Source organism: Butyrivibrio sp. TB, assembly GCF_900110805.1.
In the GTDB taxonomy this organism is placed as follows: Bacteria; Bacillota; Clostridia; order Lachnospirales; family Lachnospiraceae; genus Butyrivibrio; species Butyrivibrio fibrisolvens_C.
Genome location: NZ_FOER01000003.1, coordinates 29,278 through 52,533 on the forward strand (window position 1 = coordinate 29,278; position 23,256 = coordinate 52,533).

At 40.8% G+C, this 23,256-nt stretch carries 16 protein-coding genes; 4 read left to right on the forward strand and 12 right to left on the reverse strand.

The window, feature by feature from the left end:
- Positions 1-14 precede the first annotated feature (14 nt).
- From BMX21_RS02505 to BMX21_RS02525, 5 genes are all read right to left on the reverse strand, one after another.
- Positions 15-686 carry a DUF6320 domain-containing protein gene (locus BMX21_RS02505; RefSeq protein ID WP_022752589.1) on the reverse strand — a complete coding sequence of 224 codons (672 nt, stop codon included), beginning with the start codon at positions 684-686 and terminating at the stop codon, positions 15-17.
- Positions 686-2,053: a hypothetical protein gene (locus tag BMX21_RS02510; protein ID WP_022752590.1), complete on the reverse strand. Its 1,368-nt coding sequence runs from the start codon at positions 2,051-2,053 to the stop codon at positions 686-688. The genes BMX21_RS02505 and BMX21_RS02510 overlap by 1 nt, the downstream gene beginning before the upstream one ends.
- Before the next feature lie 80 nt (positions 2,054-2,133).
- The gene (locus tag BMX21_RS02515; protein ID WP_092040973.1) at positions 2,134-2,769 is read right to left on the reverse strand and encodes a histidine phosphatase family protein; all 636 of its coding nucleotides are present in this window, start codon (positions 2,767-2,769) and stop codon (positions 2,134-2,136) included.
- Between the two features lie 32 nt (positions 2,770-2,801).
- Positions 2,802-5,732: a right-handed parallel beta-helix repeat-containing protein gene (locus tag BMX21_RS02520; RefSeq protein ID WP_092040977.1), complete on the reverse strand. Its 2,931-nt coding sequence runs from the start codon at positions 5,730-5,732 to the stop codon at positions 2,802-2,804.
- A 104-nt stretch (positions 5,733-5,836) separates the two neighbouring features.
- Positions 5,837-6,535 carry a YggS family pyridoxal phosphate-dependent enzyme gene (locus BMX21_RS02525; RefSeq protein ID WP_092040981.1) on the reverse strand — a complete coding sequence of 233 codons (699 nt, stop codon included), beginning with the start codon at positions 6,533-6,535 and terminating at the stop codon, positions 5,837-5,839.
- Positions 6,536-6,828: 293 nt separating this feature from the next.
- On the opposite strand from BMX21_RS02525, the gene BMX21_RS02530 reads away from it, so the two are divergent.
- Positions 6,829-7,989 (forward strand): DUF3048 domain-containing protein, encoded by a 1,161-nt coding sequence (locus BMX21_RS02530; RefSeq protein WP_242952853.1) that lies wholly within the window; start codon positions 6,829-6,831, stop codon positions 7,987-7,989.
- A gap of 611 nt (positions 7,990-8,600) precedes the next feature.
- Here BMX21_RS02530 and BMX21_RS02535 read toward each other — a convergent pair.
- The 3 genes from BMX21_RS02535 to BMX21_RS02545 form a co-directional block, all read right to left on the reverse strand.
- Positions 8,601-9,416 carry an SDR family NAD(P)-dependent oxidoreductase gene (locus BMX21_RS02535; RefSeq protein WP_092040988.1) on the reverse strand — a complete coding sequence of 272 codons (816 nt, stop codon included), beginning with the start codon at positions 9,414-9,416 and terminating at the stop codon, positions 8,601-8,603.
- Between the two features lie 99 nt (positions 9,417-9,515).
- Positions 9,516-10,556, reverse strand: a complete 1,041-nt coding sequence (locus tag BMX21_RS02540; RefSeq protein ID WP_092040991.1) for an SPL family radical SAM protein — start codon at positions 10,554-10,556, stop codon at positions 9,516-9,518.
- Positions 10,557-10,771: 215 nt separating this feature from the next.
- Positions 10,772-11,701 carry a hypothetical protein gene (locus BMX21_RS02545; RefSeq protein WP_092040994.1) on the reverse strand — a complete coding sequence of 310 codons (930 nt, stop codon included), beginning with the start codon at positions 11,699-11,701 and terminating at the stop codon, positions 10,772-10,774.
- Between the two features lie 365 nt (positions 11,702-12,066).
- Between BMX21_RS02545 and BMX21_RS02550 the strand changes: the two genes are divergently transcribed.
- Both BMX21_RS02550 and BMX21_RS02555 read left to right on the forward strand, forming a co-directional pair.
- The gene (locus BMX21_RS02550) at positions 12,067-12,351 is read left to right on the forward strand and encodes an HU family DNA-binding protein (protein WP_022752599.1); all 285 of its coding nucleotides are present in this window, start codon (positions 12,067-12,069) and stop codon (positions 12,349-12,351) included.
- A gap of 152 nt (positions 12,352-12,503) precedes the next feature.
- Positions 12,504-14,318, forward strand: coding sequence for a carboxylesterase/lipase family protein (locus BMX21_RS02555; protein WP_092040997.1), 1,815 nt, complete (start codon positions 12,504-12,506; stop codon positions 14,316-14,318).
- Between the two features lie 189 nt (positions 14,319-14,507).
- On the opposite strand, the gene BMX21_RS02560 is transcribed toward BMX21_RS02555, so the two are convergent.
- The 4 genes from BMX21_RS02560 to deoC all read right to left on the reverse strand — a co-directional run bounded on the left by BMX21_RS02560 (position 14,508) and on the right by deoC (position 21,223).
- Positions 14,508-16,184: a DUF5722 domain-containing protein gene (locus BMX21_RS02560; RefSeq protein ID WP_092041000.1), complete on the reverse strand. Its 1,677-nt coding sequence runs from the start codon at positions 16,182-16,184 to the stop codon at positions 14,508-14,510.
- A gap of 528 nt (positions 16,185-16,712) precedes the next feature.
- On the reverse strand, positions 16,713-18,473 hold the full coding sequence (locus tag BMX21_RS02570) for a zinc ribbon domain-containing protein (protein WP_092041003.1): 1,761 nt from the start codon (positions 18,471-18,473) through the stop codon (positions 16,713-16,715).
- A gap of 187 nt (positions 18,474-18,660) precedes the next feature.
- Entirely contained in the window at positions 18,661-20,478 is a 1,818-nt protein-coding gene (locus BMX21_RS02575) for an aminopeptidase P family protein (RefSeq protein ID WP_034489272.1), read from the reverse strand.
- 85 nt (positions 20,479-20,563) lie between these two features.
- Entirely contained in the window at positions 20,564-21,223 is a 660-nt protein-coding gene (deoC, locus tag BMX21_RS02580) for a deoxyribose-phosphate aldolase (protein WP_092041006.1), read from the reverse strand.
- A gap of 541 nt (positions 21,224-21,764) precedes the next feature.
- Between deoC and BMX21_RS02585 the strand changes: the two genes are divergently transcribed.
- On the forward strand, positions 21,765-23,138 hold the full coding sequence (locus BMX21_RS02585; protein ID WP_022752607.1) for a citrate/2-methylcitrate synthase: 1,374 nt from the start codon (positions 21,765-21,767) through the stop codon (positions 23,136-23,138).
- Positions 23,139-23,256 lie beyond the last annotated feature (118 nt).

Below are 23,256 nucleotides of genomic sequence, written 5' to 3' on the forward strand. Positions count from 1 at the left end.
GGCTAATGGTTCCCTTACATGTTCCAGAATTTGGCAGACGCATTCTTAAGGTCTCTGAACCTGAACAGAATGATCGCTGCAGCAAGTATCAGATATAGTGCAACACATATTACCGCAGGCCACATGAATATATTGGTCTCACGGATTATCGGTATGAGCTGGATCATAGCTACAACGAAGTCAAATATAAGATAATTGACATAGTCTTCCAGATGGGCTCTTGTCACAATCCCTATCAGTATAGTAAAACACAAAAGTGCTATAAGAGTCATAGGTATCGTCCATGCTATATCCCAGCCGCGGTTTCCAAAAACGCGGTCCGTACAATAGGATATAAGCATCACCGCATAGGCTTCGAAAGTTACAAGCTTTAGTATATTGCCTCGAAGCATGATAGCTACTACCATATCAACCCATACTACAAAACTAGCAGTTATGACTACTCCCGGCCATGAAGAATCGGTATTGCCGATCTGATGAACCAGGATGAATCTTGCAGACAGCATTATGATAACGACTACTGCCAGAATAAATGTCAGTATTTTAAGAAGTGATACTCTTGAAACTCTTTTCTTAAGAACAGGATATGCAGGTGCCTCAGGTGTTCCTGTAAGGCGTCCCTGGCATAAGGGGCACTCTGTCTTATATCCTCTAACTTTGACTTTACATTTAGGACAGTATTGCATCAGACAGGTTCTCCTTCCATATCACCGTTTTCTTCTTCCGGTTTTTCAAACTTTACTTCTCTCTCCTGATTCTTCTCCCAGATCAGGACTGTATCTATATCCACATTGTGATCAGAGCTTGTGACTTCTACATCTATTCCCATTTTTACAAGTCTTCTGAAGAAATGGAGCATGATCTCATGGGTTGTATATGCGCTGACTTCACCAAAGACCATCTTGTCCTTGAAGCTGGATACGCATATCTGTTCTGATATAGCAGTCATGAAGCATGAGAATCTGTCAATGTAGACCCCAACTTCCGGCGGCATGTCAATGTTACCAAGATTGGACATGGTACTTGTCACGCCCTTCTTGGCAACTCTGTTGATACCCTGAACAGTAAAATTCTTAATAAAAAGAGGGACAACTTTAACAGCTATATTGTGCTCTAAAGCTGCATATGAGTTCATGGTCATTGTGATCTTGTCTTTGGACAGCTGATCTGCAAATGACTGCTTGACATATTCTATGATCTCAGGAAGTTCCTCACCCTGCTTATACAGATCGTATACTATTGTGATAGTACCGTAGAAATTACGGGTTGTCTCTGAAGGGAAGTACTGCCTTAGGTTAACAGGTACGCTTACAACTATGGGCTTTTTCCTGTCACGCACACTCATCTCATCAATAACAGCTGCTATATAAACAGATGTAGCCATGATACCTACTGAGGTATTGTACTCTTTTGCAAGCTTCTTGAACTGTGATACAGATACGCAGCCTTCTATGAGATGGGGCTGTCTGTCAGGGTCCGGATCACCCTTAAGAGAATATGCTCTCTTACTTGAAAGGGATTTGAGCTGCTTAAGTCCTACTGACCTTTGATAGAAGTGACGGAAGGCATCATCATCCTTCTCTTCCTTGGAAGATGTCTCTTCATTCCAGTCTGAAAGGTTAAGATTATACCTTTTGGATACATATACTGTAACCAGTTTTCTAAAGAAAATAAGCGCTCCTGTTCCATCCGCAAGAACATGGAACATCTCAAGATTGATACGATTCCTGTAATAAAATACTCTGTAAAGAAGTGTCTTTCTACCGGGAAAATAGATCTGTGAACATGGTGGAAGGTTCTCTTCCTCAACAAAAGGATGCAGATTATCACGGTGTTCGAGATAATACCAGAATAGTCCTTTTCTCAAAACACTGTTAAAATATGGGAACTCCTCTATTACTTCGTCAAGGGCTTCCTGTAGGATAGCAGGATTGACCAAGTCCTTAAGTTCGCAGCTTATTCTGAATACTCTTGTGTTGGCTCCCTGGACTGTTGACGGGATGATCTTGGCCGCATTGTCCAGCTGATACCATTTTCTATTTGTCTGTGCCATGTGTGCCTCGTACATCGGCAATAACTGCCGTTATTATTTATCATTTGGGTCTGGTCTTGTTTTAGACCAGGGGCTAATCTCTATACCTTGCCCCCTGTGGTGCCTTCATTTAGCCTTTGTATATCAATTTCAGATATATTGCCATCCTTACATTCAAAGCAAAAGAACTGACAGTTACCGACTTTGATATTCCAAAAATCAGATAGATCACTGCCTCTTAGATTAGTAAGAAGCGCTCTCATGCATGCACCATGCGTCTGTATCAGTATACAATCAGAAGGCTCATATTCTTTTTCCATATCTTTAAGATAAAAAATAAAATCTCCTGCTCTTCCAACTATACTGTCATAAGTCTCAACGCCTTTTTTAGGTTCGCAGTTAACGTATTTCTGCGGGTTTTCAAAAAGCTCTTTTTCCCTGGCCTTGACAATATCATAGTCTGTGCCTTCAAGCTCTCCGAAATACATCTCCTTGATGCGCTCATCAACTACAAACTGTGATCTGTCAATCCCTGTTATAAGTTCTGCCGTCTCTATGGCTCTGTCAAGAGGGCTTGAGTATACCTTTTTGATACTTATCCCCTCATTTTTAAGTCTAAGCCCTGCTTCACGAGCCTGATCTCTTCCGGTATCATCAAGGGGAATATCGGTAGCTCCCTGAAAGAGCCTTTCTTTATTCCACCTGGTCTCACCGTGTCTTACAAAATACCAATACATAACCTAACGTTTTCCTATCTATTATTTATTTATCAGATCTCTTCTACTATAACATCTCCTGATGCACGCCTTACAGCTTCTGCTGCCTGTACAAGGCTAAGGAACTTCTTGTTTCTTACAAGTTTAAGCTGCCTGTTGGCAAAGCGAAGCTGGATGCCATAATGATTAAGGACAGGGCCTTCCTGCATGCTAACACGCTCTTCCATGATATCGGGATCCTGAAGATCCTTATCAATATATATGCGAAGAAGCGCAGCAATGCACCTTCCAAGAGCCATGGTACCGTCACTTCTTTGAACACTTACGGTATCTTCCGCTTCCATACTCCAGGAAGGAATATAATGACATATTCCGTAAGCACAGTCAATTTCTGTGATCCCACTATCACCTTCAAGATGAACCCAGGCTATATTGTCTTCTATGAATATCTCTGACACATGCCTTATCTGTTCCCTGCAGGTGACGGATATATTTTCGCAATCCACAAGTGCTATCTGACAGTGGAGATTTTTCTTCCTGTCACGCGATGATATATCTGCACTGTCAAAAACATTGGATTCATGCTCTGCATCTTTGGAAGCAGTGCCGGATGAATCATTATCATCCACAGCTGTATAATCTGCACTCTCTTCTATAGAAGCTTCGGATGAGCTTATACTTTTTTTAATGTTTTTAATAGCATTACTATCTTTACTATTTTTTATATTATTACTACTTTTAATATCTTTGCCATCTTTATAATCTATATTGCCTTCTATCTCTTCAATCACAAACTTACCTGTCTGTAACTGCATGCCTCTATCTGAGCCTTGACTGCCTGTAACTGCAGCATCTGCCTTCAAAGCATCTTCAATATTCTGATTATCATAGGCCGCCTCAGCTTTAGAAGGCGAAGTAATACTCTTTTGTGATAGTCCCGGACGCACTCCCTCTATAAGTACAGGATTCCTAAAGCTTCCTGACCTGAAAAGGACATACCTTTCAGACGGATACTCAAAAGGCCCGGCCGAAGGCATCAAAGGTCTGTGATTACCGATAAAATCAGTATCAAAGACTATAACAGAGCCGTCCGGGTTTTCAAATCTCTGCTCTGGCTCAAAGGCAGTCCCAAGCTCTTTGGAAGTAAGTAGTCTTTTTTCTCCCCTTGGCATAAAAGCAAAGAGATTGGTCATAAATGCACACTCATTACCTTCATCTGATATCCTGAAGGTGACCTTGTGCTTGTTGTCAACATATGCATCCTTTTCCTTGGGAGATGGAAGAGCACCGTTAAAATAATAATTGCCTTCAAAATATACCGGCAGATGATCATAGTAAACATCCCTATTGGAAGGTCTTGTCTTAAAACCTGACAGATACTCTTCCATAGACGGATAATCTTTGTATGCGATAGTGCCACAGGACAGAGCTGTCAACTTACCTATTGTAGCACTCTTTGATTCAAGATACACTTGAAGATCATCACGGACAGGTTTTTGAACGAATACATTATTACAAAATCTTGCATCACCATGAAGGATAGTCATAAATCCGGCTATCATAGTAGAGTGCGGCACGTGATAAGGAGTATACCTGTCTGTAGCAAATATATGCCCGCCATTATCAGTCCCTTTACCTACATAGGTAAAAGAACCTGCGATAAAGTTATGGACAAGGGCGATCCCCTGTGTTGACAGCCTGCAGGCAATATCTGATAACAAGAGGTTATTGTCTATAAGAGTCGGCCCATGAGAAACCTCGACAAATATATCTTCACCAAGAGATAGTCCGCTATCTATCTGTGTTCCCACAGGCGGGACATTATCATGAAAAAGGTTACCGGTAACTCTGGTACCCTGTGCCTGCCAGTCAAGCCACAGTCCCCGTATGCAGTGATCTATGCGATTACGTCTTATAAGAGTATCTATAGCCGCATGAAGCTTGATACCGCCAATTTCAGCACCTGCAAGGTTATTTTTACATCCTATATGATGGATATGATTGTCTTCAATTGTAGAAAAGATGCCGCCCATGTGTCCCACGATACCTGTCTGGCCACAGTCATGGATGTTACATCTTCTGATGATATGAGAACCTACTGTCTCCTTGTCCCAGCCTTCATTCAAGGCCTGACATACAGCATCCCTCTGGGTCTGTGTGCCGTCTTTGAGATAGGTAGTAGTCCATTTATTCTCATTAGCAGGCTGCAGATACTTGCCTAGCGAGATACCGCTGCACTTGGATTCAGTTATCTCGCAGTCTTCGATGATCCAGCCCTTGGACCAGTGGGGTCCCACCATTCCTTCCTGATGCGCAGTAGGAGGTGCCCAGTTGGTAGCTGCCTGACAGATTTTGAAACCAGAGAGCGTAATATATCCTATGCCTTCTTTGCTTGGATAAAAGCAGGTACTGCGAACACTGATCTCAACATTTTCTATATTAGGATCATAGCCTCTGAAATTGGCCTTAAATACAGTATAAAGTCCATCCCTCGACTGCTCGCAATACCAGACAAAGAGCGTATCACCCGGATTCCAGGAAGACTTCCTGGTCACAGGCTTTTCAACTTCCTGATATGAAAAGACCTCGTACATGGACCTTCCGTTCAGGAACACATCTCCAAGATGAGCCTTCTTCCTTACATCAAACCAGTCTCCTCTTACAAACTCAGTAAAGGGATTTCGCTCCGGGAAGACAGAATTAGGAACTTCGCATGACCATACGCTCTCAGATTCTCTTTTCCAAGGGCCGACCTTCTCTGCTCCCGTTATCACTGCGCCAAGATGACTTGAGCTTCTGTATACTATGGGCATACCTTCTTCGCCGCCTAACGGCGGATCAACTCTCTCCCTGTATATGCCGGGAGAGACGATGATTTCATCACCGGGAAGTGCCACATTAGCAGCTTCCTGTATAGTTTTAAAAGGATGTTCTCTTGATCCGTCACCACCTGCAAAGTTGTTCTGTGCTACATAATAATACATAAGTCCACTTCCTCCCGTATAGGATCAGACAAGACCGTCATCTTACTCGCTGGCTTCTTCGCTATTCATCTGTTAATTCCTGGATATAAAATCAAAATACATTTTTATATAGCGTAGTTACGCTCTCCAAAGATTCCTGTGCCGACACGAACAAATGTAGCACCCTCTTCTATGGCAACTTCATAGTCTCCTGTCATGCCCATAGACAGAGTATCCATAGGCTCTTTGGTAAGTTTCATCTCATTGGCCTTATTCAAAAGCTCTTTAAGCCCTCTGAAATACTGTCTGTTAGACTCAGGTTCCTCAGTATAAGGGGCGATAGTCATAAGGCCGCGGATATGCAGATGTTCAAAATCCTTGATGCTCTCTATAAAAGGAATGCACTCAGAAGGAGCAAGTCCGAACTTGGTATCCTCTCCTGCCATGTTGACTTCACATAATATGTCCATGACAATATCGTGCTTAGCTGCCTGCTTCTCAATCTCCTGGGCCAGCTTTAAATTATCTACCGAATGGATCATATCTACCATTCCGGGCAGATATTTGACTTTATTGTTCTGAAGGTGTCCTATCATATGCCAGTGAACATCTTCCGTAATCTGGGAAGTCTTGTCACGAAGCTCCTGAACTTTGTTCTCTCCAAAGACAGTAGCTCCATGCGACATAGCTTCTCTGATATCAGATACAGGCTTGGTCTTACTTACAGCTATAAGTGTAACTGACTCTCTTGGCCTTTTAGCCCTGTCACAGGCAGCCTGAATCTTCTTTTCAACTTCATCTAAGTTCTCTGTGATATTACTCATGATATGCCTTTCATTTTTAGTTTTTTACTTTTTATATTCTACCACACTGCCAGAATGCTTGCACCCTTCGCATAAAGCAGCTGCGCCGCAGATACTATTTTTTTATTCGGAAAAAATGTTCATTTCTTTTGACAGGTTACCCAAAAATTGTCATTTTTCAGTTTAATTTCAGATAAAGGTTGTACCATAAACTTGTTTTTGATAAAATAGATGGGCAGGTTTTTACCTGCCACTAAACTAAACAGACTGTCTAACCCCATTAAATACAAGGGCAGTCAGAAAGAGTCATGAATATGAAAAAAAGATTTGCTTCTCTTTTTGTAACAGGTCTTTGTGCCGCTATGGTCGTTGGATGTAGCTCTAATGATGCAGGCACACAGCCATCTACAATCGGTTCATCAGCTACAGCAGTTGAGACAACACCTTCTGATACTACAACAACAGATGCTACTACAGAAGATGTAAGTCAGGAAGTTACTACAACAACTGAAGTTCCTGAAGGAATGTACCTTAGCGAACTTACAGGCGAGCCTATCGACGAGTCTCTAAAGGATCAGCGTCCTATCGCTGTTATGGTTGATAACGAGCTTACAGCACTTCCTCACTACGGAACAGCTGAAGCAGATATCGTTTACGAACTTATGAACAGCACTAAGAACAATCGTATCACACGTCTTATGTGCATCTTCAAGGACTGGGAGTCTATCGAACAGCTCGGAAGTATCAGAAGTACAAGACCTACTAACATCGTACTTGCTGCTGAGTTCAACGCAGTACTGTGCCACGATGGTGGTCCTTACTACAATGACAGCTACTTCAAGCAGAACCTGTTCGCAGATCACTTCTCAGGTATCTTCTCTCGTGTAAACAACGGTAAGTCCCGTGAGTTCACAGAGTATATCGTATCTGGAGATCTTGACAAGGCTTTCTCTAACTCAAACATCTCTACTACTTACAATGAAAACCGTTTTGAAGATGGCGAGAAGTTCTATTTCACAGATTATGGTACAACAGTTGATCTTGCTGCAGAGGGAACAGAGGTTTCTGACGTAACAGAAGTTGTTCTTCCTTTCTATCACAACAGCTCAACTCTTAAGTACAACCCTGATACAGAGATGTATGAGTACTATGAGTATGGTGATGCTCACCTTGATGCAGAAGACAATGAGCCTCTTGCATTCGACAATGTAATCCTTCAGAACACAAGCCATTCACAGCTTGATGAGAACGGATACCTTGTTTACAACTATCTTGATAACGGTGATCAGTGCACAGGTTACTACCTTACAAAGGGTCAGTGCATCCCGATCTGGTGGATCAAGGGTTCACAGGAAGCTCTCACATACTACTTCACAGATTCTTCTTACTCACAGGAGCTTCAGATCAACACAGGTAAGACTTATGTTGCACTTGTTCCTCGTGATACATGGGACGAAGTTGAACTGAACAAGTAATTCAAAAATCCACACCTGCTTCTTCCAAGAAGCGGTGTGGATTTTTTTATGTACGTCTGCGCCATCACTTGCAGAACATGAGCCGTCCAATTGGGAGGTGCAATATCCCCAAAAACTTTGCCGGGGGTGGCAGAATATAAATCATTGACAAGCTATAATTGTTTTATAAATTCATGGCATGATATCTGGAGCTTTTTATTCCGGGGTCTGAAACTCGCTTCGCTCAAACATGCAGACCCCATGCAGAATAAAAAGCTCCATCTATCACGCTCATGAATTTTATAAACCAATTATAAAGCTTGTCAACGATTTATATTCTGCCAGCCCCGGCAAAGTCTTTAGGAATATTGCACCTTCCAATTGGACGACTCATGTTCTGCAAGTGATAAATATAAGTTATTTGCTTTTAGTTCTGTATTTATAATCCCTCAATTATAAGGATCAGTATATTGAGATTATGGATATGATCATAGGTGATACTGTCACTATTCGTGGAAAGTGCACTGATGTTGGTGAGGTTTTAGGATATTACTTAGATATTCAAAAAATTGATTAGTATCATTTGAAAAAGTGACGTTCAGCAAATGAACGTCACTTTTTATGTTAGCATTTTATTTTTTCTTAATTCTATGTAGTTGAGGTCTAAGGACAATCTGTGGTATTACTACGCCTTCGGGGCGTTCTAGTATGTATTTTACCGTCTCTGCAACTTCTGCAGGATCAAGACTTGCTTTCGAAGCATCATCTGCTTCAAAATCTGCGTTTCTGTATAGGTTACTTCTTGTCATATCGGGCATGATGGTGGTGACTTTTACGCCGTACTTTCTGGCTTCATCAAATATGCTGTTGCCAAAGCTAAGGAGTCCTGTTTTAATTGCACCATAAGCTGCGCCATGAGGATTGGATGATGCAAGAGCTGTGACAGATGAGATGTCAATTATAACACCTCCGCTTTTCTTTAGGTCTCTTAGAAGGATCTGAGTTAGGATCATGGGCGCTTCTAAATTGGTTCTGACCATCTTCCTGATCTTATCGGGGCTTATCTCTTCGTGGAGGCCGTAGTAGGCGCAGGCTGCATTATTGATAAGGATGTTTATATCATTTTCTTTCCTTATAGCCTTTACTTCCCTCACAAGGGCATCTGTATCTGTGATATCGCAGGCTATCTTTCTGAAGTTTGGGTTACTTATAAGTGTATCATCTGTCTTTGTAAAGTCTCTGCCTATTCCGTATACTATATAGTCTTCGCTGCATAGCATGAGAGCTATCTGTTCTCCTATGCCTGAGGATGCGCCTGTAAGGAGGACGGCTTTATTGTTTAGATTTTCATCTTTAGTATTTATGTTATCTTCTCTATTATTTATGTATTCATCTTTATCGTTTCTGCATTCTTCTCTATTATTGATGTTTGCATTTACATTATTCATGCTTAACCTCATGTCGCGAGCAAAACAAATTACTAATGGTTCAAATTGACGGAGCTCGCGGCATCAATTTGTTTTTTTGATAATGGAACATTTTCAAACTTACGTCTCTTCCCACCTGAATATCTTGGCATCAGGGCAGATTTTTAAGATCTTACTTGTGAGGAAAGACTCCATCTCTTCTGTCAGTTTCTTTGGGTAGTGATAGTATCCTTCATCCAGAATATATGGATACTGCACCGCAGAAGATACCGGCATTACTTTTCTCATCTTCTTAAGATAAGCTTCTGATATTCTAAAACTTCCTACGCTGAAGTCTCTTACCTTAGTCATATCTATAGCTGTACTTACTTCTTCCAGCATACCGCTGTAAACTTGTTTCCAGTTTTTTCCAGGCATAGGGTTTTCATGACCACCCGGAATATAGATCATGGGATCAAAACATAGTCTTACAGGCCATCCGGCTTCCAGATAATGAGCGGCAGCTTCAAGCCTTGCTGAAAGTCTTGCAGTGCCGTGCTCATACTGTTTAATGACAGGGTCTGGCGAAATAGTCCATGCGAATATAACTCTGTCACATGGCTCTATATCCAGGTCACCTCTTCCGCATTTGGTACGTATTTCAATTGTAAGATTTTCATGACTTTTAGTAAACTCTACCCATTTTGATACAAATCCGGTAAGGCTCTCAAGTGCCATAAGGTCTGTATCATAGGATACACACAGATATACAGGGAACTTTGAAAGCAGCTCTTCTACTTCTTTAAATATATCTTCTATGTTCACGAATACAACAAGATTTGCAGAAGGATACATTCCTTTTAGATAGCAATATTCGCAGTCGTACAGGCAGTTCATGATACATGACGTATAATAAAAATGGCTATTACCAAAATCCTGACATACAGGAGCTCCGTCATATACAAGGCGACCTTTTTTGGATGCCAGTATCAGATTTCTTGCGAGGCGCTGAGCACTAAAATCCTGTCTTTTCCTGTTGAATACATCTTTGTAATGATCTATTACAATTACGCGTGAATCAGGAAAGTGACTCAGGATAATATCTGCTTTGCCATTGCCTAATAATTCTTTTTCTACATATATATGCTTAAAAGCATTTTGAAAAATATCTTCTCCGTCCATATCTCCGGTCTCCACAAATCCAAAAACTCATAATCAATATGTTCCTTTATTGTACGAAAAAAGAGCTCCAAGCACAAGGTTTGAAGCTCCTTATAATATCAGTGTTTATCTGTTTCTGCTCGCTGCAGCTCCTCCTTTGTAGGTTCTTCACCTTCAGGAAGATTTAGATATATTTCCGGTTAAATACTTTAAGAAAACGGTCTGGCACCGAAACATCACTCCGTAGCTTCAGTACTGCCATCTATGTATGCTCTTACTTCTTCTAACACTTTAAGACCCTGGCGCTTATCTCTGCATGGAAGCTTGCCATCGTCATAGAGCTTTGTAAGAATCTTCTCAAAGTCTATGCCGGCAATATCAGCATATCTAAGCAGCTGGTGTATCTGATGCTGCATGGTAAAAGAGGCATGGAGGTCTTCTATGAGACGATCCTGTATAGAAAGAAGCCCATCGCTTAACTCTGATACTGCCAGATTATCTGCAAGAAGTTCAAGAGACTTCAGATATTCTACTACGTCATCCTGTGACTCCTGTGCTCTTGTTCTCACAATCTCTGGAGTGATCCTGCCATCACCTTCATCTGTGATATATTTTAGGAAATGCATCTGATGAGGCCCTATAAAATGAGAAGCTGCCTCATATATAGCAGCTGCCTCCATGTCATATAAAAAAGGAACTGTTTTTTCTAAAAAAGATTCCTGCAAAGTTCGCCCCTCATTGTTAGAAACGAGGGATTCGTCTTTGCCATTTTCAAACTTCTTTTCATAGATCCTGCTGCCTGTTACTATTGTCGCTTCATCAAGGCTTGACTTAAGGAGCATATCAGGATAGAAGGTCCTGCCACTATCAATATTAACAATCTTGCTGCACAGGCAGATCCCGGACGGCTTTAGATTACCATCAAGAAAAGCACAACTTCCGAAGTTAACTATTTGTATGTCATCAATATCAGTCTTATTTTCAGCTAGAGCGTAGGAAGCTGCAGTTGCAGCGTTTATAGGCCCCGGGCCCGTAATATAAAGGCATATACTATTATCATTATTACAATACTTTTTATAAAATCTATCTGCCTTGTCCTGCTTCAAGGACAGCTTCTTTATGACAGGCTCCGCTTCAGGATACAGCGCACACAAAACAATAATCATATCATTATCCTTTTAAGTATTTTAACTCAAACTTTAAGCTTTAATGATACTGCTCCATTCAAGCATAAAGTTTGAGTAGTCTAATACGAACTATTATACTACCAGTCGGTAGGTCATTGTACATAATTAACCCTGTACTGTGATTAAAGAAAATGGCATAAAATTAGCATTCTCTTTGAGTACGATGTAGAAAATCAGAGTGAATAAGTGCATTTTTAGGCTTAATTATCACACAAATCAAGGTATGAAGCGAAAAATTTCGATTATTTTATCTTAAACCGTCTATTTATGCTTGTTTTTTTGCACTCACAGTGCTAGAATGTGCTTAGTTAGTTAATTTCACTACTTAAACGGAGGAAAAACAGATGAACAAAGCAGAACTCGTTGATGCAATCGCAAAGCAGACAGGTCTTTCAAAGAAAGATTCTGAAAAGGCAGTTACGGCATTTGTTGATGCTGTAACAAAGACTCTGAAGAAGAAAGGCAAAGTACAGCTTGTTGGTTTCGGTACATTCGAGACAGCTAAGAGAGCTGCAAGAAATGGTAAGAACCCTCAGACTGGCGCTACAATCAAGATTCCTGCAGCTATCGCTCCTAAGTTTAAACCTGGTAAGGCTCTTAAGGACGCTGTTAACGGCAAGAAGAAATAATCAAATAATATCACCGGGGCTGTCTTATGACAGCTCCTTTTTTAGTTTATAAAAAAATAATTTTATTATCTGTGACATTTTGCCGAATATAGTATAGAATAACTCTTGCATGTTCGATTGTGTGCAATTTATTTACTCAAGGAGAACCAGTAATGCTTTTTTATATTGGAATCATTCTGATAACTGTACTATATATAGCTGTTTTGGAATTGTCCAAAAATATACTTATCAGCTGGGTTATCGGAATAATGGCATCATGTGGTGTGATTATCGCACATTTATTTTTCAAAAGATCAGGAAGCTCATCATTTAAGACTTCACTACTCTTATGGATAATCCTTTTTGCAGTATTTGGAATAAATTATATATCTACCACGCCGCCTTACAAGAGAGTTCCTGCTGTAGACAACAATAATCCCGATGTTACAGAGGTAGTCAGTATCTCTCAAGGCGATCTTACAGGTGTTTATAATAAAGATCACTCGGTAAAGGTATATGCCGGCATCCCCTATGCCAAAGCTCCTATTGGTGATCTTAGATTCAAAGAGCCTCAATCTCCTGATAGCTGGGAAGGGGTAAGAGAATGTGATGAATTCGGCCCTATGGCTATGCAGTCAAGGTCAAATCCCTTGTATGATAGTCTCTCACACATTCTGGGCTGGCATGACTATCAGATCAAATTCGGAGATGAGTATATTGAAGAGATGAGTGAAGACTGCCTGTATCTTAATATATTCGCACCGGAAGATGCCGGTGATGAGCCACTTCCTGTTATCTTCTACATCCATGGAGGAAGCCTTACTACAGGCCATCCTTCATATACAGAGTACAGAGGTGAAGATCTGGCTAAAAGAGGCGTTATATTCGTAGACTTCGCTTACCGCCTTGGAGTATTCGGCTACTATACTGCCGATGACCTTAAAGCAGAATCTGAGAATGGCACCACAGGTAACTACGGACTCCTCGACCAGATAGCTGCGCTCCAGTGGGTATATGACAATATAGAAGCCTTTGGCGGTGATCCCGAGAAGATAACCATCGCCGGGGAGTCAGCCGGAGCTTCAAGTGTTAATGCCTTGTGCGTATCTCCTCTAACAGAAGGACTATTTAGATATGCAATTGCCGAGTCTAGTGGAATAGTAGCTTATAAGCCCTATCATACTTTCAGAAGCTATGATGAAGCTTTAGAGCAGGGCGATATAGTAAGAGATGAGTTTGGAGTATCTTCGTCCAAAGAGCTTAGAGATATTCCTGCTGATAAGCTTCTTACATCCTCTTCTGTCCAGTCAGCTATGACTATAGATGGCTATGCGATAGTTGAGCAGCCATATCTAACCTATGAAAAGGGTCAAAACCATGAGAAAGCTCTTCTAAACGGCTTTAATGCAAAAGAAGCTGATGCATTCCTTTTAGGAACTAAGGCAACAAGTGATAATTATGTAGAGCTTTTGGCAGATGCACTTGGCCCCTATGCAGATGATATGGCCAAAGTTGTGCCGGCAGACTCTCCACAAAGAGATCAGCACTTCATAGTAGATGCAATGGGAGATGCCAAGGGAGCTCTTAACATAAGCTATTCTGCTCTATGGTTTAGCTATTCACATTATGTATGGAACAATTATCTGATAGCGCAGAATGTCCCATGCTACGAATACTATTTTACTAAAACAAATAATATACTATCCAACTATCACGCAGGCGAACTCCCCTACGCCTATGGTAATCTCTGGAGACACCCTGGGCTCTACGATGAAGAAGATTACGCGCTCTCAGAAATAATGCAACAGTACTGGGTCAACTTCGCAAAGACCGGCAATCCAAATGGCGAAGGCCTTCCTGAATGGAAGATGAGATCAGCTGACCAGGATCAGCTCCTTCAGCTGGATACACAGATCAAGATGATCGACGATCCTAATACAGAACTATACAAGATCATCGACTTGTACCAGCAGTCAACAATTTCATAAACTACGTTTAAGATAGCGAAAGCGACGATCTTGAATCGCCGCTTTGCTTTTTGGTTTATAGGAACTCTTATAAATTTTTTTCTTTCCATCTGCTAAGTCTCCTTGAATTCAAAAAAGGCTATCTATTCCATTCGTACGGTTTAGATAGCCTTTAGTATTTATATGATCTTATTCAAAACAATATACGCATCAGTCGTTTAATGACCAGCCGCTTCTTGTCAGAAGGATTCTGTTATCTACAAGATACTGTACATCCATTCCGATGATATTGGAAGCCTTATCAATGTACTCCTGCTGATTAGCAGCTCCCATTGCCTGATAGAAGTAGTATGCAGGCTTATGAGTTCCGTCAAGGTTATTAAGACCAAGAGCAAGATTGGATTCCATCTCATGAGCATTATCTGTCTGTCTGAACAGAAGGAATGCATCAATATCAGGATAAGATGCTGCCATCAGGTAGCTATACACAAGTGAAGCACTCTGATAGTCTTCGCCAAAGCTTGAAGTGTAGCCCTGCTCTGCAAGTGAGATACTACGTACGCTTCCGTCAGGTGCAAGGAAATCAGCCTGGTGCATATAATCGATAAGAACATCGATATTCTGCATTGTGATGTAAGGTGTCTTAATGTTTCTGCTTACATACTGTGACTGTCCCTTCCATGCATATGGATCAAAAAGTGGTGAGTTATAAGGATGGAATGAAAGTCCCCAGTTAATGTTACCTTCTCTGTTCATGTAGTAATTGAATGTATCAAGATATGCCTTACTAAGGAAACATCCGGGATTGGACTTACGGTTCCACTCCTGATCGATCGAATTGTAGATATTAGCACTGCCGTTCATTGACTTGATGCCGTTATAGAAGATACGGAATGCCTTTACATAAGCATTAACATTGGTATCAAGATCATCTGACTGAAGGTAATACCACTCAGTTCTTGCATTAACTTCGTTACCTATACACCAGTTATCAACCTGGCCATGACCAGTCATTCCGGAATATCTCTCACCAAGGAATGCTGCGATAGCCTTAAGGTGCTTAGTACCGCCCTCTTCTGCTGTGTTAAAAGCATATCCGGGGCACTCATGTCCGTCTCTTGAATCAGGATGCATAAGGTCAGCTGTATAAGGTGACTGAACATCATCAGAATTAAGGATTACCATAGTAACCTGAAGTCCCATGTTGTTCCACTGAGATATAAGTGTGTCATAGCTTGTTACTGTATGACCGTTAAAATAATATGTTGTTCCGTCATATGTATACTCGATAGTAGGATATGCAGGATCATCTGTAAGTCCGCATACTGTACCAAGATCGAAGTTATAGATAACCTGCTGAAGGCCAAGCTCTGAAAGTTCATATACATCTTCCATCTCAAGATCTGCAAGAAGACCCTTGATACCATGGTCATTACGAATAGATGTATAAGTTGCTACAGCTTCAGGATTTGTAATATAGTGCTCATCACTTACCTGAACAAGGTTACCACCCTGCTCGACTACTACAAGGAATTTACGGCTAAGATTTGAATCTTCTGAATTAAGATTAAGAGGGAATGTTAATGTCGCACTCTTAGCTGTCTTGGTAGTTGCAACTACCTTGCCGGTTGCACCATCTTCATATACTTCATCTCCATAGAGATAGAAGACTCCATCATCACTTGACGGAATAGAACTACATGAGATCTGTGCTACAACGTCACTTCCCACAATGGTAACAGAATCGATCTTTACAGGTCTTCCTGCTGCCTCTGAATCTACTGAACTGTTCCAGAAAGAGATTCCGGATACTACAACTGCTGCAATAACTGCAAGCATGACTACTACAATAGATCCAATGATTGTATTCCTGCTCTTCTTATTCATCAATATCCTCCAGAATAAATATTTTTAATCTACTCTTTTAACTATATCATGCAGTTGGGCCTATTTCAAATAAATATAGGTACTCACTGCATGCGCTTGTAAGTCATTAACTCCCACTTAAGCGGTACAGTATCATCAAAGTGGGAAGTTTGAGTCATTAATAAAAAAGTTGCCGACGACAAACTATGTTGTCGCCGGCATTGTCATCATGTTGTACCCGGTGATGTCGTTTCCTGCTTTTTGACTCCTAGCGAACGCCAGGTGGGTTACCGCAGCCTCAGTCGCTGTCTTCCTCTCCCTTAGCTTGATCTGCGCACGCGCAGGGCCGGAGGCGTGACATTGAAAATGAGGAGATATAGGATTCCCGTTTAAAGTAACTGTAGGTTCAAAAACTGACAGGATTGTCGAACATCTCAGGTGAACTCTTTCGAGTTCTTCTACCATCATTATATAACAGCTTCTACAAATTGCAACTACATTTTCATAAATAAACTGAAAATTTATATTTGCATTTGTTATTATGATAATTTAATAATCAGATGGTGTTAAATCGCCAACTTCTTCATATGAATCATAAGTGATTGTAAACTTACATGTAGCATCTGATACCTTAATACCATCTTCTCCCATTGCATCTGAAATATCTGAAGCAAAATGTGACATATCAAGACTGTCAAGCACTATCTCCTGACGGACAGGTGCAAATGTCTCTGCATCTAGATACAATACAACTTCAGCTGTAACTGAATCTACATCGTCTCCAATACCAAGACCATAGAAAAACTCTGCATACATTGCAAGTGTATCTGCATCTCCTGCACCAAATGTACCACGGATCACGAAGCATTGTCTTCCATCAATTTCGGTAGTAGTATCATCTATCGTGCAATCAGAGATCAGATCTACATCGAACAGAATACTATCAGAGAGCATGATACCATAATATGAATACTGGTTATCATCTGTATCAGCTTCCCATCCGCCACCATCATAATTGGATGAAAATGTCTTGCCATCACAGAATATCTCTTCTGAATGATGTCCTACAAGACTATCGCCTTCGTTATCATCAATATAATATTCCAAACTTGTATATGCCTGATCTATGGTGTCATCATCATAAGTACCCTTGAATGAAGCATTTATCTCTCCATCAAAATCATAGGTTCCTGAACTCATAGTCATAGAAAACTCTATGGTATTGTTGATAGAAGCGCTAAGACCGGTTGTATCCATCAGATAATCATCAGCTGCTTCTAAAGCATCATCTACATCAGGTATAAGATTAGGAGAGATCTCATCATCCATTCTTGTCTGGAAGCTGTCATCTCCTGTTGCCTTAAGAGCTTTCTGTGCATCTTCCATTGCTGTCTCATAGTCTGATGCTGCAATATCTGCATCAATGATCGCATTATATGCTGTTACAATGCCGCTTTTAGCTTCTTCATTGCCGCTGTCTTCTTTGAGAACTGTCTCGTAGGCTGTTATAGCATTTTCATAATCTTTGGAATCAAGATATCCATTAGCAACTTCAAGATCAGCTGCTATCTGTGCCTGAAGTTTAGCCTTCTTGGTATCTGATTTACCCTTGGTGGCATCCTCATTATCAGGATAATCTTCAAGGATCTTATCATATGCTGCTATTGCTTCATCATAAGATCCCTTATCACAAAGTGCCTTTGCATCTGCAAGTGCATTACCAAGCTCTGACTTCTTGATTCCATCAAGAGCCTGCTTGTTTTCTTCATCATATTTAAGTGCTTCTTTATAAAAAGATATAGCTTTATCATAATTGCCGTCAGCATACTGCTCTTCACCATCGGCAAGTGCATTCTCTAAACAATTGTTACGATACCATTTGTAGCCAAAAAATCCGCCAACACCGCATCCAATAAGTACAATAACAAGAAGTATTGCTATTATCGCACCTTTATGGCTTTTCTTTTTCTTGGGCGGCTCTTGCTGCATAGGTCCGTTATAAAATTGAGGCTGGCCATAAGGCTGACCTACTCCTCCAAACTGCTGTGGCTGACCTTGGCCTCCATACTGCTGGCCATTAGCCGGTCCTCCATACTGTTGACCCTGTCCAGGTCCCCCAAACTGCTGGCCCTGAACCTGACCTGTGTACTGTTGTCCCTGTCCTTGCTGCATCGCTCCATACTGCTGACCGCCTTGACTAGCTCCATATGTCATCTGGGGCTGGCTTCCAGGCGCTGCTGTTTTTGACCCGCAATAAGGGCAGAATGCATTACCATCCTGATACTCTTTTCCACACACATTACAAATCATATTTAGCTCCCTCCGAACTTTTTTCGCTTTTATACAAATGGTATATGTTTCTAAAAGTGGAAACATATACCATTTTAATACCCTTTTAATATGCTGATGTCCTGTATTTATGTCCTACATAAAATACGAAGTTTTCAGCTATCATACATTCTTTAAAGTATGTACATAAAAAACAAGAATCCCTTTATTATTTGCTGATAGGTCTTGTCTGCTCCTTGAGCCAGTCAACTATAGCCTGATCCTTGATAAGAGGTGATACCTTTTCAAATACAGCCTTGTGATATGCATTAAGAAGATCTATATCATACTGCTGCATATACTGAGTATCTATTGCCTCAAGATCTATAGGTGCATATGTAAGGAAATTAAACTTAAGGAACTGACCGTCACTATTCTTAGTACCTTCTACAACTTCAATTATGTTCTCAAGACGGATTCCGTGGCTTCCTTCCTTATAAACACCAGGCTCGTCAGATACTATCATACCCGGAACAAGCTCATATTCCTTCATTCCTTCACGATACTGCCAGCGGATGTTATGAGGACCCTCATGAACATTGAGCATATATCCGATTCCATGTCCTGTACCGCACTTGTAGTCTATATCCATAGCCCAAAGGGGTTCTCTTGCAAGGATATCAAGGTTTCTGCCTGTGCATCCCTTAAGGAACTTGGCATCTGCAAGATGAAGCATAGATATACAAGAGCCTGTATAGTGCTTCTTGATCTCATCAGATATAGGTCCAAGAACCATAGTTCTTGTAACATCTGTTGTACCGCCTTCGTATGTTCCGCCTGAATCTACAAGGAGCATTCCTTCAGGTTTAACTTCTGCATAATCAGTCTCAGTTGCTTCATAATGCATCATTGCTGCATTAGCGCCATAAGCACTTATTGTCGGGAATGAAAGCTCTATAAATCCCGGAAGTTCAGCACGCATAGAATCAAGCTTCATAGCAGCACTGTACTCTGTCATCGGAATCTTGCCAACATTGGTCTTAACCCAGTACATGAACTCGCAGAGCTTAGCACTATCGCGAAGGTATACTTCACGGATATTTCTGATCTCTGTATCATTCTTGATAGCCTTCATGAGCTCAGTAGGATTGTCATTGTATACAAGCTTGTCCTTGCCTGCTGCCTTAATAAGTGTTCTGTAAGTAGAATAGTTGATATTATTCTTATCAACAAGTATATTGCCTGTATAATTTCTATTCTTAAGGAAATCTATTACTTCATGATAGCCATGAACAGTAACATCATTATCGCTAAGATATTTTCTTACATCATCAGTAAGCTCTTCTTCCTGCACGAACAGATGGAACTCATCCATTGTGATAAAAGCATATGATAAAGCTACAGGATTGCACTCAACATCATTGCCGCGAAGGTTTGTGAGCCATGTAATATCATCAAGCTTACTAAGGAAATGACTGTCGCACTTGTATGAAGACATCTTGGCACGAACATCTGCAAGCTTTTCTTTAAAGCTCTTGCCAAAAAGTTCTTCCCTAAGTTTATAGATCTTATGACATGGAAGAGCCGGACGATCTGTCCATACTTCATCAGCAAGGTCTCTTTCATAGGAAAATGTTATATCCAGGTCCTCAAGACTCTTTTCAAGAGAAAGTCCTATAGCTGTAGAGATAACACGTCCATCAAAGCCAAGAACCTGACCCTTCTTAATATTGTCTTTGAGATACTCGGAAAGTGTAGGTACTCCTTCATTGCCCATACGATAAAGAGTTACACCGGTTCCTTCGATCTCCTTCTCTGCCTGTATAAAATAACGGCCGTCAGTCCAGAGACCTGCCCAGTCACTGCTTACAAGGACTGTTCCGTTAGAGCCTGTAAAGCCTGTAAAATACTCTCTTGCCTTAAAAAAATCTGCTGCATACTCGGAGTTATGAAAATCCGAAGTTGGCATCATGTAGTAGTCTATTCCATACTCCTGCATTTTTGCACGAAGAAGGGACAGACGATTCTTCACTGCCACATTTTCCATTTTTTGGATCCTTCTTTCACTATAATTTCAAATGTCATCAGTATCATAGGTACTTATGACACTGATCTTGATATTAAAAAATATATTACATATTGTACTTAGCACCGATAAGTGGTGCTACTGCTGATGAGCCAAGACGAGATGCGCCTGCATCTATCATAGCCTTAGCATCCTCGATAGTTCTGATTCCGCCTGCTGCCTTGATCTTAACATCAGGTCCGATGTTCTGTGCAAAGAGCTTAACATCCTCTACTGTTGCGCCGGCTGTACCAAAGCCTGTAGAAGTCTTGATGAAATCAGCCTTAACCTCTGTTACGATCTGGCAGAGTTTCTTCTTCTCTTCGTCTGTGAGATAGCATGTCTCGATGATAACCTTAAGGCAGTGACCTTCTGTAGCCTTACGGATCTCCATGAGTTCCTTCTTGACTTCATCAAAACGGCCATCCTTAACATCACCGATATTAACAACTGTATCTATCTCTGTTGCACCAGCCTCGATAGAATCAAGTGCCTCAACAACCTTAGAATGTGTTGTATTGTATCCAAGAGGGAAGCCTATAACAGTACATACTGTAAGCTTATCTCCATACTTCTCATGGACTCTCTTTATAAATGACTGTGGAATACATACAGAAGCTGTTCCGTATTTTACAGCCTCATCGCAAAGTGCTACGATCTCATCCCAGGTTGAAAAAGCCTTTAAAAGAGTGTGATCAATGTATCCAAGTATCTCCTTATCTTCCATGTTCAATACCTCCAAAAATAAATAAGTAAGATAAAATCTTTCACAAAAAAATTATCTCCATTGACCATAAGATTATATCACATAGGCTAAATAATAGCATCACTTTGCTATTTTATATCGAAACAAGTTTTTGGATATTTTTTCTAAAAAGTTCCTAAGCTTGCATAAAAATACGTATTTTTGTGGTAAAATATAATTGTTCTATTTTATATGAATTGCTTTTTCTTGTTATGCAGTTCATTTTTTACAGATGTATGACTTCTTGAACGTAAATTACAGAAACACGCATTTACTGCGTGTTTCGTGATTCAATGAATCTGTTGGCAATAGAGCCTTCACCGAAGGTGAACTCAACCTGCTCTATTGCTGCATTTTTGAATCTTTGATTCAAAAATGTATACGATTTTAGAATTGAATACAACCACATCTGCATCAATTATTTTCAAATTTTTCCATCAACTGATGCATAGCTCAGAAGATAATTTTGATCTATACATCATCATATTCGAGAGAATATTCAAAAGGCAAGGAGGACGGCTTATTGACTGAAGAAAGAAACGTATACTCAATTGTAACCCCACAGATCGAACAACTGGCACAACTATGCCATAAATCCGACATTATCGATTCCGAGCTTTATACTCGTTTTGATGTAAAAAGAGGTCTTCGTGATCTTAACGGTAAAGGTGTACTTACAGGTCTCACCCACATCTCCAAGATCACCGCTACCAAAGAGGTCAACGGTCAGACACTTCCCGAAGACGGTGAGCTGTATTATCGCGGAATAAATGTTAAAGAGCTCATCAAAGGCAGCACTACAGAAAACCGCTTTGCATTTGAAGAAGTTGCATATCTTCTTTTGTTCGGACAATTGCCCAACAAAAAGGAACTTGAAGAATTCAAGGAAGCTCTCTTTTTCTACAGAAGTCTTCCTACCGGTTTCGTGCGCGATATTATCATGAAAGCTCCCAGTAAGGACATGATGAACACACTCTCAAGATCTGTCCTTACTCTGTATTCGTATGATGATAATCCGGATGACACCTCTCTTCCGAATGTACTAAGACAATGCATGTCTCTTATAGCTCTTTTTCCTGAGCTTGCAATATACGGATATCAGGCTTACAACCATTATCATGAAGGCAATTCTCTGTTCATACATCCGCCAAGGACTGATCTGTCTACAGCAGAGAATATCCTGTATCTGCTGCGCCCTGACAGTCAGTACACAGAGCTTGAAGCAAAAATCCTGGATATCTGCCTCATACTTCACATGGAGCACGGCGGAGGTAACAACTCAAGTTTTACTACGCACCTACTCTCATCTTCACTTACAGATACCTATTCCGTCATGGCTGCTGCCATCGGCTCTTTAAAAGGTCCCAGACACGGCGGTGCCAACATCAAGGTCGTTAGGATGTTTGAAGATATGGAAAACAGTCTTAGTGACTGGACAGATGATGATCAGGTACGAGAATATCTCGAGAAACTCCTTGCCGGTGAAGCCTTTGACAAAGCAGGTCTTATCTATGGTGTAGGCCATGCTGTCTATTCAAAGTCTGATCCAAGAGCTCAGATATTCAAGGGATTCGTAGAACAGATGGCCCATGAAAAGGGATTCGATAAAGAGTATGCACTTTACGACAAGGTTGCAACTCTTGCTCCTAAGATCATTGCTGAAAAGAGAAAGATGTATAAGGGTGTCAGCGTCAATGTCGATTTCTATTCAGGATTCGTATATAAGATGCTGGGTCTGCCTCTTGAACTGTACACTCCTATCTTTGCAATGGCTCGTATCGTCGGCTGGAGTGCACACCGTATGGAAGAGCTCGCCAATAACGGCAAGATCATCCGTCCCGCATATAAGGCAATCGGTCCTGATATGCCATATATACCTATAAATAAGCGCGTATAAAAATATACAGCTTTACACAGCCGCGCGGTGAACTCTACATTTTTTATGAGCTATCATGCTAGTGTGCCGGCTCATTCATATTTGATCAAATATGAACGAGTCAGTACACTAGATATGA